The sequence below is a fragment of the Streptomyces sp. NPDC005494 genome (assembly GCF_042872025.1).
Classification (GTDB): Bacteria; Actinomycetota; Actinomycetes; order Streptomycetales; family Streptomycetaceae; genus Streptomyces.
This window is the reverse complement of record NZ_JBIAJR010000002.1, coordinates 850,678-863,911: the sequence shown is the minus strand read 5'-3', so window position 1 is coordinate 863,911 and position 13,234 is coordinate 850,678. Positions and strand designations below refer to the sequence as shown.

Sequence of the window (13,234 nt, the reverse complement as noted above, 5' to 3'; positions counted from 1 at the left end):
TAATGCGTCGGCTTCACCGGGTTCGTCACCACGCGCAGTGGGACCTCGTGTTCTGCGCAACTCAGCTGGAGCCAGCCGCTATGAACTTCCAGAAGTACGCTCCGGCCCCGCCCCCACCGATGAGGCCGTAGCCAGTGGCGTCCGTGACCCACGCCAGGGTCACGAGGGCCTGCTCGGTTCGCGTCATGGTGACCCGAGTACCTTGGCGACCCCAGATCCGCAAGGACAGGTCGTTGCCGGCCGTTGCCAGGTAGAGGCCGTCGGGCGAGTACGAGACAGCGTTCACTGCGGCGGTATGGGCGCCGAGGGGGTGGAGTTGGGGGCGGTCGGTTCTCGGGTCCCATACGATCACCTGGCCGTCCTCGAGACCGGCGGCGAGTTGGGCTCCGTCGGGCGAGTACGCAACCGTGCATACATTCCGGGCGTGGGCATAGTGCCCTTTAGGCTGGCCGGAGACCGGGTCCATGAACCTGAGGAGCGAACCGCTGGCAATGGTCAGTTCGCGTCCGTCGGGGGCATACGCCAACGCGGTGACAGCCAGAAGGCGATGCATGTACGCCCCAGAGGCCAGATGCCAGAGCCGCAAGCCGTCGCCGGCACCTGAGGCAAGTTGCGTCCCGTCCGGCGAGTACGTCAACGCACGAATCTCACTCTTGTGCCCGGAGAGGGTGTCGGTCACGTCTCCGCTCTGCTGGCTCCGGATCCGGACAGCATGGTCCTCGGCGCCACCCGTGGCGATGTGGGTTCCATCCGGTGACATGGCGACCGGAAATCGCCGGACGGCGCGTTCAGGAACGGCAATGGTACGCATCGCATCGGTGCTCCACCCGTCCGTCCCCGCCTCAACGATCAGTACCGTGTCGTTGGAGGCGATCGCGACCTGAGTTCCGTTCCGTGCGAGGTCGAAGCTCCGCACGGCTCCGGAGCGGGACTCGCTGGATTCGGCATGGGGATTCCAGATGCGCACAGCATTGTCTGCTCCCGCACTGGCGAGACGCATTCCGTCGGGGGAATAGGCCAGGGCATGCACGCGGTCGAGATGGCGGTGCAGCCCATGGATGGCGGCACCCGTGGCGGTGTCCCACAGCCGCACCGTCCCGTCGGCTCCCGCCGTGGCCAGTTGCGCGCCGTCCGGCGCGAACGCCGCAGTCTGCAGTCTGCTGGTGTCGAGGCCGATGTCATGCATGAGTGCGCCCGTGGCCCTGTCATGGATTTCTACGATCGGGTCGTCGAAGGACCTGTTGCCGGCAACGACGTACTGCGAGCTGGAGATGGCCAGGACGCGGATCTTGAAGGCCTCTCCGCGAGCTACGGCGAGAGTGGCCCCGGTGACCGGATCCCAGGCCCGCATCGTTCCGTCGGCGGCTCCTGTGACGAGCTTCGTGCCGTCAGGTGTGTATGCCAGTGCGCGGACTCGGCCGGTGTGCCCACCGAGGACAGTGATGATCTTGCCGGTGGCCGGGTTCCAGATCCGAACCTTTTTGTCGTGGCCGACGGTGGCGAGTTGAGTCCCGTTCGGCGCGTACGCAAGGTCACGGGTCTTGCTGGTGAGGCCGCGGGGCAGGGAACGGGGGGCGGTGCCGGTGGCCAAGTCCCAGAGCCTGACTCCGAAGGATCCTGCGGCGGCCAGCTGGGTGCCGTCGGGCGAGTAGGCCAGCACCTGGACCCGTTTGAGCCAGGGGAATCTGAGCTTGAGGATGTGAGCGGTGCTGCTGGACCTGAGGTCCCATAGTCGGATGGAGCCGTCGTCGCCGGCACTGGCGAGCTGTGTGCCATCGGGTGAGAACGCCAGGGCGTACACCCAGGCGGTGTGGCCCAGAAAGGTACGTTCCGAGGCAGGATCTGGCAGATCGGGCAAGTCGCCGTCATTGATCAGGACCGGACCAGGGCGTTCTGCACGGCGCGCGGTGATCTGGTCCTGCCAGGCGGGGAGGTGGAAAAGGCGCTCATGAAGAATGCCGACAACAGCTTCCGGGGGATCGGTGGATGCCAGGAGGTGCGCCGTTCGGGCGATCTCGCGGGCTCGCTGTATCGACGATTCGGTGGCAACTCGGAACCAGTCCTCCTGCGTCGCGGCAGGCCCCTGGTGCAAGAGGCGTGCTTCGACCCAGCGGATGTCGCCGACGGTGGCTTCGGCTTCGGTGGTTCGCCCGGCCGCCAGAAGGTGGTCGATGAGGTGATCGAGCAGATAGCCATGCTCCACCGCCCACCACGATCTACTGGGAACGGGTCGATCCGGGAGGAGCGGGTCTGCCGACGGCAGTTGGCCGGCCACGGCATCGACGAGCGACTCGTGCAGCTGTGTCAGGCGCGCAGGTCCCAGTTCTGCCCGGAGATAGTCACGCACGATATCGTGCAGCGCCAGTGCTCCCGTCTCGCCGTGAACAGGGTTCGCGAGGCAGAGACTTGTGATCTTTCGCAGCAGAGCCTGGGATTCGGTGGTGGTCAGTCCGGCCTGATTCCGCCATAGCGATTCGACCAATGCCATCGGGACGGCGTCGTCGGTGGCGAAGACGCAGAGTTCGGCGAACCGTTCCGCACCGTGTTCCGGCAGTAGTCGTACGGCGGCTTCGATGGTGGCCCGAACGGCCTTGATTCGTTGTGCCGGGTCGTCCAGATCCATGGGGTCCCACGGATCGTCGACAGCGGTCGGACCGATTTCGTTCAGCTGCTGCAGTACGCGCACCCCTGCCGCCGTGATTGCTGCCGCACGAGCGGATTCTCCGCTGGTCAGACTCACTTCCGCCAATATCACCCGGTTGATGAGACGCAGTAACAGCGGCCAACGGCCCGTGGCTTCCAAGAGGCTCTCGACGGTTTCGCGCGGCAACGGCGCGAGATCCCTGGCCAGCACTCGGCGAGCCTCTGGCGCGGACATCTCGTCGACCAAGATGCGTCTGGCGGTGGCAGGAAGGACATCGCGCCGACGTGTAGTGACCAGCCGCATGCAGTTTCTGCCGCCGTTCAGGAACGGCCTGAGCTGCTCCGCGTCCCATACGTCGTCGAGCAGGAGCAGCGTCCTTGGATGTTTCTGCAGGAGGCGCCCCAGGTGTGCGCCAGCAAGCTCGGGGTCCTCGAACACCTCGGCGTTACCCGTGATGAAGCGTGTGACCTCACCTACTTTGCCTGCGATCGCCGCGCGCCCACGAACATCCCGTCCTACGGTGACCCGGTAGATCCGGCCGCCGAATCGTCGCCGCACCTTCCGGTCGGCGCACAGCAGGTCGGCAAGTGTGGTCTTGCCGAACCCGCCCGCACCTACGAGGGCAGCCACGGCAGGCAGGGGCCCATGAAGTCGGCCACATACGGCGGCGATGGCCTGCTGCGTCTGAACGCGATCGATCACCCAGTCCGGTACGTCCACCGGGCTTGGAGCCGGGGGGACTTCCGCGGCGGCGGACAGTCGGTTCGCGACAGAAGTCTGCAATATGGTGGCGCCGACCCCTATGACGAGCAGCACAGCAACCGCGGGCCACGCGTGTTCCCGTAAAAGATCAAGAACGCCGGGCCAACGATCGTCCCCCGTCGCGGCGTTACTCGCCAACGCCAACAACGCGGTTGACGCAACCACCGTAGTGGTAAGGGCCAGTGCCGCCCCCCGTAACCTCACCACAAACGCACCTCCCCCGTCCTCCGTTGGAGGACCACCCATCAGCAGCATCCAATGCACGGTCACGGACCATGACCCGCTAGCGGTGGGACTTTGCCTCGCTGCTGAACATGACACACCCAAGCACGGCGGACTTCGACGTCACAAGGTCAAGCCGCACTCCAGCGGAAGGGGCCGACGCAGCCGCCGTGTGCGGCACCCCCGGCGGCGAGTGGTGCAGCTTTGGGAACTCGGGGACGGAGCACACCCATGGCATTCGACGGCCCAGGATCGGCGGCGCCCCGGCCGCGGCCGGCTTCTGCGCCCTGGTCTCCGGCACGGAGGGATTCCAGCACGGCCTGCGCATCAGCCTCGCTCTGGCGGCGGTCGTCGCCCTGGCAGCAGCGCTGTCCGCCCCCGCATGGCTGTCGGACAGCAGGTCACCTGACCTCGCCCCAGCCGCTCTCCTGCCCGAGCGCACCGCCTTCGAGGGAGACGTCCCGGCCCCGGCGCTGCGGTGACTCCGACGTTCCGGGTGCGGCCGGGATCGGCGAGTCGGGGTTCCTGACCGTCAGGCGCTGTGCGGGATCCCGTTCGTGCTGCACACCGGGATCCAGTGGGAGTACCTGCCGCAGGAGCTGGGCCTGGTTCAGGCATGACGTGCTGGCGCCGGCCCGCTGCCTGGATGACGTTGTCCAGCCGATGCCCCTGCTCGCCAACATCCCGTCGGTCCCGGGGCTCGCGGAGCGTCCTCGTCGACGGCCTGACGTCCTGCTCGGCAACCGCGGTTATGACCACGACACGTACCGCCGTCTGGTCCGGGCGCAGGCCTCTGTTTGCGCGGGCATCCCGCCCTCGGGTCCGTGCGTTCGCTCCATGTCTTGACTATCGCAGCGCAGGACAGCTCCGGCGCCGGCATGTTGGCGTCGGTACACCGGCGGACTCTCGCAATCAACTGTCGTCAGTTCCTGGAACCCGCCCTTCCGGTGACCGTGTGTGCTCCCACGGTCCATCGGCTCCAGGTCGCGTAGGTCTCGTTGAGCCGGCGGGTGGTGTTTTGTCGTGGTGGCCGAGCGCGTTCGAGATGGTCCGGTTGTCGTTGGCTGCCAGGTAAGGGTAAGGGCGGGAACCGGATACGTCGGACAGGGCCGCCGCCGGGACCGGCTACGCGCTCCGGGTCGGGAGCCAGGTGTCGATGACCTCGGCGACGAGGGCGGCCCCGCGGCTGTTCTGATGGATGTGGTCGGTCGTCAGCACGAGACCCCGGCGCCGCGAGATCGTATCGAGGCTGCTGCGCAGCAAGGCGCACTGGACGAGGACGCCGACGCTCGCTGCGGGCGTCGGGTCCCGGTAGGGGATCTGCGGCGGGCCGGCCTGGCGTAGTTCCTCGGTCTGGCGTTCGTGGAGCGGGAGATAGGTCGCGTTGTTGGTGGTGGCGACCTCGGCGATCATGCGGCTGTACGCCTGTGATGCCCGTGCCGCGGCTCCGTCGAGTTGTTGGCCGAGGACCGGGAGGGACAGCAGAGCGATCGTCGCGTCGGTCTGCGTCCGCAGCCGTTCGACGGCGGCTCCCAGGCGCTGCTGGAACCAGTCGGCCGACGGGCGCTCGGGGAGTTGTTTGCGCTTCATGGCCCGCTCGACGGGGTAGCCGGCGAGGCTCGCTCGGGCGTCGTTGGTCCCGATCAGCACGGTGATCACGTCGAATGGGTCCGCGGTGACGGCGTCGAGGCGTCGTGAGAGGTTGTGGGCGAAGTCTCCGTTGACGCCGAAGCGGGTGAGCCGTACGTCGCCGGGAGGGCGGCGTCGCTGGAGAAGGTCCAGGTAGTCGACGCTGAGTTGCGCGCGGGTGAGGCTGTCGCCGAGGCAAGCGACACGGGTCGTCACGGTGTTCGCGGGCCGGGCGTGCCGGTGTGCTCGGTCGGGAGGGATTCGGTCCGGGGACGGTGGTCGGTGCCGAGGCCGGCGGTGATGATCAGGATGGACGAAGGTCCCGCCGTGTCGACCGCGTGCCATGTCCCGGCCGGGTTGACGGTGGCCTCACCCGGTCCGAGTACAACCCGGTCGGGCACTCCGGCCACGTCGCGGGTGACCGTCACCGACCCGGTGAGGCAGACGACCAGTTCGTCGCCGGCGGGGTGGCGCTCCCAATGGTCGCCGAGGCCGTCGGCGTCGAGGATCGTCACCATCCGGCCCTCGGCGCCGTCTGCCGCGACGGCGGCGCTGTAGGCATGGAGCACCTCCGGGTCCCAGGCGAAGCCCTCGATGGGTTTCGCTCTCGACCCCAGCCCGAGGTGCACGGGGGTGGTCCGCAGGTCGATGGCGTGGGGTTCGTGATTCACGAGTCTCATGCCGACGATCGTCACAGGACAGCAGTCGGGTGGTCTTGAAGGAAAGGGAACGGAAGCCGCCGCGGTGGCCGGCGGCTACCCGTTCCCGAGCAGGACTTCGCCGCGAAGCCATGCTGTCGGCGATCGGCCCGTGAACTCGCTCCAGTCCCGCACGAGATGGGCCTGGTCGGCGTAGCCGCAGACGGTCGCCACCTCGGCCCACGGGAGCGGGTCGTGCATGGTGGCCAGTTCGTGCGCGTGCTCGAAGCGCAAAACCCGGGCGAAGGTCTTCGGCGACAGGCCCACCTCACCTCGAAACCGCTCGGTGAGGTACCGACGGCTCCAGTCCAGCTCTGCGGCGACCTCCCCGACCTGGACGCGGCCCCGCGCGGCCAAGAGGCGGCGCCATGCCTCGGCCACCTCGGGGCGCACCTGGGACACAGGGGCGCCGCCTGCGTTGCGGCCGACGGCTCGCAGGAGCAACTCGTCCAGCACGGCGAACCGTGCGGCCCATGTCGTCGCCGCGCGGAGCCGGTCGACCAGCTCGACGCAGAGCGCTCCGAGAAGCTCGTCGAGCGGGACCAGTCGGTGGGCGAGACCAGCGGCGGGCATGCCGTGGACGGCCCGGGCCCCGCGCGGTGTCAGCGACACCTGCACGCCTTCCTGACGTCCGTCGTGGTGGATCGCGACGGACCGGCGCATCAGACCACCGGCCACGCCGGCGAACCGGGAGACCGGTGACCCGTCGTCGACGCCCGGCGCCACCTCCAAAGGGCCGGACAGACTGATCACCGCAGTGAGCACGCGGCCCGGCGGACCGCAGTGCACCCCCGCCGGGAACCCACGCAGATCGAAACCGACGTACGAGCCGACGTACCTCCGCAAGGCGGGCGCCGGACGTGCACAGATCCTGGTGGCCCTATGGTCTTCCACCCTCGCAGTGTACGAACCGGCGGTCTACAGGCGGGCTCGCCTGTTCAACTGCCACCAGTTCGAGGACGAAGCCGACGGCAGGCTGCGGGGCGGCAGGGGTGAAGTCAGGGAGGCGGTCCTGGACCAGCGCTCCGCGGCAGGTCTGCAACGGCACCGGCTCGCCCGCGCGGAGCTGGGGGAAGACAGCGCCCGGAGCCCGTCGTTCTCCAGACTTCGCGGTGTTCTCATGGGACACCGCGAAGTCGTTGCCGGCCCAGCAAGTCAGCTACCGCAGGCGCAGCCGGCCGCTTCCGGCGCTGCGTGGGTGGCCTGGCTGGTGCAGCAGGCGTCACCGGCTGTGTCGGGGCCGGCGCTGCTGCCGAGGGTGTCGGCATCGGCCTTGACCACGTATACCTCCCATGGTTCCTTGCCGGGGCCGTGGACCCACACCTTGTCCTGTAGGGCGTAGCAGCACGAGGTGTCGTTCTCCTCGAAGGTGGCGAGGCCGGCGTGCTTGAGCCGGCTGGTCGCGGCGGTCACCTGCTCGGTTGCTTCCACCTCGACGCCGAGGTGGTCCAGGCGGGTTTCCTGTCCGGGCTCGCCTTCGATCAGCACGAGCTTGAGCGGCGGCTCGGTGATGGCGAAGTTGGCGTATCCCTCGCGTCGCTTGGCCGGTTCGGTGCCGAACAGCTTCGAGTAGAAGGTGACCGACGCTTCGAGGTCGCTGACGCGCAGGGCGAGTTGTGCACGGGACATGGCGGTGACTCCGATCGGCTGCATTGATGTCCGTCGATTCAAGGTTGCATCTTGGATCGAAGAACGTCAACATAGAAGCATGCCTAAACAAGAGCTTGTGGTGCTCGGCCAGACCGACGAGACCGGCGCCTGCTGCCCCGGGCTGCTGACCGCTCCCCTCGACGAGGGGCAGGCCGTAGACCTGGCGAAGGTGTTCAAGGCGCTGGGCGACCCCGTACGCCTGCGTCTGCTCTCGATCATCGCGTCGCGTGCCGGCGGCGAGGTCTGCGTCTGTGACCTGACCCCCGCCTTCGACCTGTCGCAGCCGACGATCTCGCACCACCTCAAGCTGCTCCGGCAGGCCGGCCTCATCGACTGCGAGCGGCGCGGTACGTGGGTCTACTACTGGCTGCTGCCCGAGATGACCGACCGCCTCGCCGGAATCCTGACGCGCCCCGCAGGCGAGCCCCTGCCCCCGCGCGCCAAGGTGACCGCGTGAGCGGCGCACCCGAGCAGGCGGTCGTCGGCCGCTTGTCCTTCCTGGACCGGTACCTCGCCGTGTGGATTCTCGCCGCGATGGCGGTGGGACTCGGACTCGGCCGCGTCGTGCCGGGCCTCGGGGACGCGCTCGCCGGGGTCACCGTGACCGGGGTATCGCTGCCCATCGCGCTCGGCCTGCTCGTGATGATGTACCCGGTCCTCGCCAAGGTGCGCTACGACCGGCTCGGCACCGTCACCCGCGACCGACGCCTGCTGCTGCCCTCGCTGCTCCTCAACTGGATCGTCGGGCCGGCGCTCATGTTCGCGTTGGCGTGGCTGTTCCTGCCCGACCTGCCCGAGTACCGCACGGGCCTGATCATCGTCGGGTTGGCGCGCTGTATCGCCATGGTGATCATCTGGAACGACTTGGCCTGCGGCGACCGCGAGGCCGCCGCCGTGCTGGTCGCGCTGAACTCGGTGTTCCAGGTGATCGCGTTCTCGGCCCTCGGCTGGTTCTACCTGTCCGTACTGCCCGGGTGGCTCGGCCTGGAGCAGGCCGGCCTCGACGTGTCCGTGTGGGAGATCGCCCGAAGCGTGCTGATCTTCCTCGGAGTCCCGCTCGTCGCCGGCTACCTCACGCGCCGGATCGGCGAGACGGTCAAGGGTCGCACCTGGTACGAGGCGAAGCTGATCCCGCGGATCGGGCCGTTCGCCCTGTACGGGCTGCTGTTCACGATCGTGGTGCTGTTCGCGCTGCAAGGCGACGCGATCACCTCACAGCCGCTCGACGTCGTCCGTATCGCACTGCCGCTGCTCGTGTACTTCGCGCTAATGTGGGCCGGCTCGTTGGGGGTCGGCCGCGCCGTGGGCCTCGACCACCCGCGTGCGACGACGCTCGCGTTCACCGCCGCGGGCAACAACTTCGAGCTGGCCATCGCCGTCGCCATCGCCACGTTCGGCGCCACGTCCGGGCAGGCCCTCGCCGGCGTGGTCGGACCGCTCATCGAGGTGCCGGTACTGATCGGCCTCGTCCACGTCGCGCTGTACGCCCGCCGCTTCTTCACCACTCCTGTGCCGCTGCCCGAGGAAGACCCCGCCCATGTCTGACACTGCCCCGCCGTCCGTACTGTTCGTCTGCGTCCACAACGCCGGCCGCTCCCAGATGGCCGCCGCGTTCCTCACGCACCTTGCGGGCGACCGTGTACAGGTCCGGTCCGCAGGGTCCGTCCCCGCCGATACGGTGAACCCTGCCGTCGTCGCGGCGATGGCCGAGGTAGGCATCGACATCTCGGCCGAGGTGCCCAAGGTGCTCACCGTTGACGCCGTGCAGGCATCCGACGTCGTGATCACGATGGGCTGCGGTGACACCTGCCCCGTCTTCCCCGGAAAGCGTTACCTCGACTGGAAGTTGACCGACCCCGCCGGGCAGGGCGTCGAGGCCGTGCGCCCCATCCGCGACGAGATCGAGCAGCGGATTCGGGGACTGATCGGCGAGATCGTGCCCGCGGGTCGGCAATGAGCGCCGCCGACAGGGTGCGCATCGTACCCATGGGGGCCGAGCACGCCGAGCAGGTCCTCGCGATCTACCGACTCGGCATCGACGAGGGGAACGCGACGTTCGAGACCGCGGCTCCTTCGTGGGAGCAGTTCGACGCCGCCAAGCTGCCCGCGCACCGCTCGGTCGCCGTCGACGACACGGGCAAGGTACTCGGGTGGGTCGCGGCCGTGCCCGTGTCGGACCGGTGCGCGTATGCCGGCGTCGTCGAGCACTCGGTGTACGTGCATCCCGCCGCCCGGGGTCGCGGCGTCGGCACGGCGCTCCTGCGCGCATTGCTCGCTTCCACCGAGGCCGCCGGGATCTGGACCGTGCAGTCCGGCATCTTCCCCGAGAACACCGCCAGCCTCGCACTTCACCGTCAAGCCGGGTTCCGCGTCATCGGCACCCGCCAACGCATCGGCCGTCACCACGGCCGATGGCGCGACGTCCTCCTCATCGAACACCGCAGCACCGAACTGTGACTACCCCCCGAGCACGCCTTCCCGCCCGTAGGACACCTTCGCCTCCGCAGACCGGAAACCCCGACCAGCACGCCACCGCCCAGGTCCGAAGCTGCGCCCCGCTTCGCACGCAGTTGGCCGGACAGGCCACCTACGCGCTGAGCCACAGAAGCACGCACCGGCCAGGGCCGGCTGCCTGCCGGTTCTACTGACCGGCAGCCCGCGGGAGTACTGCGCAGCCCGGTGGGCAACAATTGCCGGATGACAACTGATGCCTCCCACAGACCCGACCCCACGCGAACGGCCGTGATCACCCCCACCGGAGAATTGGACGTGGACTCCATCGTGCCGTTGGAGGCGGAGATCGAGAGGGCGCTCACCCAGCACGCCATCATCGTGCTCGACGCCGGCGGCATCACCTTCGGCGACTCCATGTTCATCAGGCTGATCCTGACCACCCACCACCGCACCGACCTGCGCATCGCCGCCCCCTCCCCCGTCGTCACCAGACTCTTCAGCCTGATCGGCGCGGACAGCGTCCTGCGCATCTACCCCACCCTCGAAGACGCTCTGGCCGCGTAGCCCCACCTGCGTAGCGCGGCCCCAGAGCCCGCGCCTCGCTGCGGCGACCACGCGGAACGCGCCGCCCCCGGCAACTCAATGCCGGGGGCGGCGCGTTGGGCTTGTGCAGGCCTCAGGCGGCCCAGCCGACCGACGAGACGCAGGTGCCCGCGTCGCCGTCGAATCCGAGGCCCTCAAACGATGGAGCGGGCCACCTTGTCCGGGGTGCGCCCCTCGGCAAGCCAGGCCATGAGGATCCACAGGGAGACGTGGATGCCGTCGCGGCCCATCGCCTCGCATCCGGCGTCCGTCTTTGATCCGGCGGGAGAGACGCGGCAAGCCGCGTTCGCTGTCGACGGGCGAGGCGATACCGGTCACCATCCGCTCGATCGCGACTCGCCCAGGCTGAGCCGGCCCGCAATGCGGGGCGGCTGGTCACGAACTGGCCCTACGTCGCTTTGCCGGCTGCGAAGCGTCAGAGCGTCTGACGAGACTCTCCTGGCCCGCTCTCGGAAGCTACGCGCCCGCTGCCAGGACTCCAGTCGGACGGCCTGCGTACAGGATCATCGTCCGCAACTGGCGAGAGGGACCTGGACAGAAGTCGCCCGACGCACGTCGGTCCGGCTCGGGTGCGGCTCTCGGACGTGCGGGGGTGGCGGGACGCGCTCGGGGGAAGTGGAGGGCCGGGTGAACCTGAACACGACGCCACGGGCTCACGAAGTCACAGAGCGTAGCAATTCAGATACCCTCCGTGTCTGATCGTGAAGTGCACGACGCCGGAACCAAGGAGACACCCCATGCGACGCGTATTCACCAAGGCGGCCGGACTGGCCGCCGTCTGTGGGCTGGCCTTCGCCACCGCACAGCCCTCCCAGGCCAGCGCCCCCAGCACCAGGCCGGTCCGCGCCGCCGCCGATGTCCCCGCATACTTCGTGATGACCGACGCGACGCGGGAGCAGTTCGTCATCAAGCTGACGAAGAGCGACGACATCAAGCATGCCCGGGACCTCATCAGCGGAGAGACCACCGAGCGGCCGCACGTCCTCACGCGCATCGTCAAGCGGGAGGCCGACTACAACCCGCGCTGGAGCTTCCACGCCAACCCGGACAGCACTCAGTTCTTCGACGACATGATCGAAGTGTGCGACGCCACCATCCCGTACACCGAGGACCACCTCGACGAAGCCGGCGGCGCCTTCCTGCCCGGCCTGGTCTGGTGCGGCTGGACCTCACGACTCGTCCGGGAGGTCCCCGCGCCGTAGGGGCCCAGTCGGGCGCCCAACGCTGTACGCAACACCGCGGCGCCCCGCGCACACGGTACTGCCCGGGCCGGCCTCGACCGCCGCCCCTGGCAGATCGGATCCGGGCCCCGAAGACGGACGAAGTAAGCCGCTGCGGGCACCCTTCGCCGACCCCCTCGCTCCAGTCCACCCAGGTCAGATGGTGAGGAAGAAGCCGCTGATCGCCGGTACGTCGTCAGCGGACCACGCGGTTACCTGCGGGCCCTGGTAGGGCTGGCCGACCGCCACAGAGTCTCGGCTGCCTCCGGTTGCGGGCCTTTTGCGGGCCTTTGCGGCTGCGGCTTCGTCCTGCACGGCAGCCGGTGTTCTCACTCCCCCTGGCGTCGCTGCTCGTGGTCAGCACACGTGTGGCCGGTTTGCTGCTGCTATCGGTCCGCCAGCGCCTCCGCGGTGGCGCTGGCGAAGGCTTCCGGGTTGTCCAGCATGATGTTGTGTCCGCAATCCGGGATCGCGACGACGGACACACCCGCTGCGGTGAGGGCGTCGGTGTCCGGGAGTGGGCAGTCGGCCTCGGGCAGCAGGTAGGTACGCGGAATTCCCAGATCCATCAGGAGCTCACGCATGGTGGGCACGGTCCCGCGGGTGAGGTGGACCGCGCTGCGATGCAAGGCTTCGCGGCCGGCCAGGCGCATCGTGGACCACCAATGTGCACCGGCCCGGTCACGGACCTCTTCCCATCCGCCCGCCATGAACTCCTCCTCGGAGTAGGAGGCGATGCCGCCGCTGCCCGCCGAGCCGGGGGTGGGCGGGATCGGGTCGAGGTTGGCGTCGATCAGGACCAGCCGGGAAACCATGTGGGGGTGGCGGGCGGCGAGGACGATCGCGACCGAGCCGCCCATGCTGTGCGCGATCAGCTCGGCTCCCCTCACACCCGCGCTGGTCAGGGCGGCAGCGAGCGCATCGGCATGTGACTCCAGCGTGTAGTCGAAGGCGGTCGGCCGGTCGCTGATGCCGTGGCCCAACAGGTCGATCAACAGTGACCGGTGGCCGGTCAGCAGAGGGTGGACCGCAACCTCGGTGAAGTACGCGGGCGACGTAGCTCCCAGCCCGTGCACGTAGACGCGCGGCGGCTCCTGACCCGGCAGCTCGACCCAGCGGACTCGATCACCCTCGGTTGTCACGGCGGCGCTGCGCACAGTCTGCTCCCTTGCGGTCAAGATCGATGGAGAGACGAGCGTAGCCACCGAAGCCGGGTACGCCACCACAACCGCTCGCCGTCCCGGATCATGCACGGGCCGGGGTAGCCGGACCTCGGGAAGCGCTCTGCACCGATCGTTGGAGGAGAGGGCCGACAGGCGCGGGGGCACCACCCGAAGTTACCCTCGACGCCG

13 protein-coding genes and 1 pseudogene are annotated in these 13,234 nt (G+C 68.7%); 8 read left to right on the top strand and 6 right to left on the bottom strand.

Annotated elements, in window-relative coordinates:
- Positions 1-61: 61 nt before the first annotated feature.
- Positions 62-3,652: an NB-ARC domain-containing protein gene (locus ACFYQ6_RS09725; protein WP_388762256.1), complete on the bottom strand. Its 3,591-nt coding sequence runs from the start codon at positions 3,650-3,652 to the stop codon at positions 62-64.
- A gap of 146 nt (positions 3,653-3,798) precedes the next feature.
- Between ACFYQ6_RS09725 and ACFYQ6_RS09720 the strand changes: the two genes are divergently transcribed.
- Complete coding sequence (locus tag ACFYQ6_RS09720; RefSeq protein WP_388762102.1) at positions 3,799-4,110, top strand: hypothetical protein; 312 nt, start codon at positions 3,799-3,801, stop codon at positions 4,108-4,110.
- A 30-nt stretch (positions 4,111-4,140) separates the two neighbouring features.
- A pseudogene (locus ACFYQ6_RS09715) lies at positions 4,141-4,274 on the top strand (transposase); the annotation flags it as partial.
- Between the two features lie 479 nt (positions 4,275-4,753).
- Here the strand turns inward: ACFYQ6_RS09715 and ACFYQ6_RS09710 are convergent.
- From ACFYQ6_RS09710 to ACFYQ6_RS09695, 4 genes are all read right to left on the bottom strand, one after another.
- The gene (locus ACFYQ6_RS09710) at positions 4,754-5,473 is read right to left on the bottom strand and encodes a GDSL-type esterase/lipase family protein (protein ID WP_361577156.1); all 720 of its coding nucleotides are present in this window, start codon (positions 5,471-5,473) and stop codon (positions 4,754-4,756) included.
- Positions 5,470-5,937 (bottom strand): cupin domain-containing protein, encoded by a 468-nt coding sequence (locus ACFYQ6_RS09705; protein WP_361577153.1) that lies wholly within the window; start codon positions 5,935-5,937, stop codon positions 5,470-5,472. The genes ACFYQ6_RS09710 and ACFYQ6_RS09705 overlap by 4 nt, the downstream gene beginning before the upstream one ends.
- 75 nt (positions 5,938-6,012) lie before the next feature.
- Positions 6,013-6,849: a helix-turn-helix domain-containing protein gene (locus ACFYQ6_RS09700; protein ID WP_388762098.1), complete on the bottom strand. Its 837-nt coding sequence runs from the start codon at positions 6,847-6,849 to the stop codon at positions 6,013-6,015.
- Positions 6,850-7,110: 261 nt separating this feature from the next.
- Positions 7,111-7,584 carry an ArsI/CadI family heavy metal resistance metalloenzyme gene (locus ACFYQ6_RS09695; RefSeq protein ID WP_361577147.1) on the bottom strand — a complete coding sequence of 158 codons (474 nt, stop codon included), beginning with the start codon at positions 7,582-7,584 and terminating at the stop codon, positions 7,111-7,113.
- Positions 7,585-7,663: 79 nt separating this feature from the next.
- On the opposite strand from ACFYQ6_RS09695, the gene ACFYQ6_RS09690 reads away from it, so the two are divergent.
- The 6 genes from ACFYQ6_RS09690 to ACFYQ6_RS09665 all read left to right on the top strand — a co-directional run bounded on the left by ACFYQ6_RS09690 (position 7,664) and on the right by ACFYQ6_RS09665 (position 11,864).
- Positions 7,664-8,062, top strand: coding sequence for a metalloregulator ArsR/SmtB family transcription factor (locus ACFYQ6_RS09690; protein WP_361577144.1), 399 nt, complete (start codon positions 7,664-7,666; stop codon positions 8,060-8,062).
- Entirely contained in the window at positions 8,059-9,150 is a 1,092-nt protein-coding gene (arsB, locus tag ACFYQ6_RS09685; RefSeq protein ID WP_388762094.1) for an ACR3 family arsenite efflux transporter, read from the top strand. Before ACFYQ6_RS09690 ends, arsB begins: the two co-directional genes overlap by 4 nt.
- On the top strand, positions 9,143-9,562 hold the full coding sequence (locus ACFYQ6_RS09680) for an arsenate reductase ArsC (RefSeq protein ID WP_361577138.1): 420 nt from the start codon (positions 9,143-9,145) through the stop codon (positions 9,560-9,562). The genes arsB and ACFYQ6_RS09680 overlap by 8 nt, the downstream gene beginning before the upstream one ends.
- Positions 9,559-10,062: an N-acetyltransferase family protein gene (locus ACFYQ6_RS09675; RefSeq protein ID WP_361577135.1), complete on the top strand. Its 504-nt coding sequence runs from the start codon at positions 9,559-9,561 to the stop codon at positions 10,060-10,062. The genes ACFYQ6_RS09680 and ACFYQ6_RS09675 overlap by 4 nt, the downstream gene beginning before the upstream one ends.
- A 240-nt stretch (positions 10,063-10,302) precedes the next feature.
- Positions 10,303-10,623, top strand: a complete 321-nt coding sequence (locus ACFYQ6_RS09670) for an STAS domain-containing protein (RefSeq protein ID WP_361577132.1) — start codon at positions 10,303-10,305, stop codon at positions 10,621-10,623.
- Between the two features lie 776 nt (positions 10,624-11,399).
- Complete coding sequence (locus ACFYQ6_RS09665) at positions 11,400-11,864, top strand: calmodulin-binding protein (protein WP_361577129.1); 465 nt, start codon at positions 11,400-11,402, stop codon at positions 11,862-11,864.
- A gap of 404 nt (positions 11,865-12,268) precedes the next feature.
- Here the strand turns inward: ACFYQ6_RS09665 and ACFYQ6_RS09660 are convergent, their stop codons facing one another.
- Positions 12,269-13,039: an alpha/beta hydrolase gene (locus ACFYQ6_RS09660; protein WP_361577127.1), complete on the bottom strand. Its 771-nt coding sequence runs from the start codon at positions 13,037-13,039 to the stop codon at positions 12,269-12,271.
- Positions 13,040-13,234: the final 195 nt, after the last annotated feature.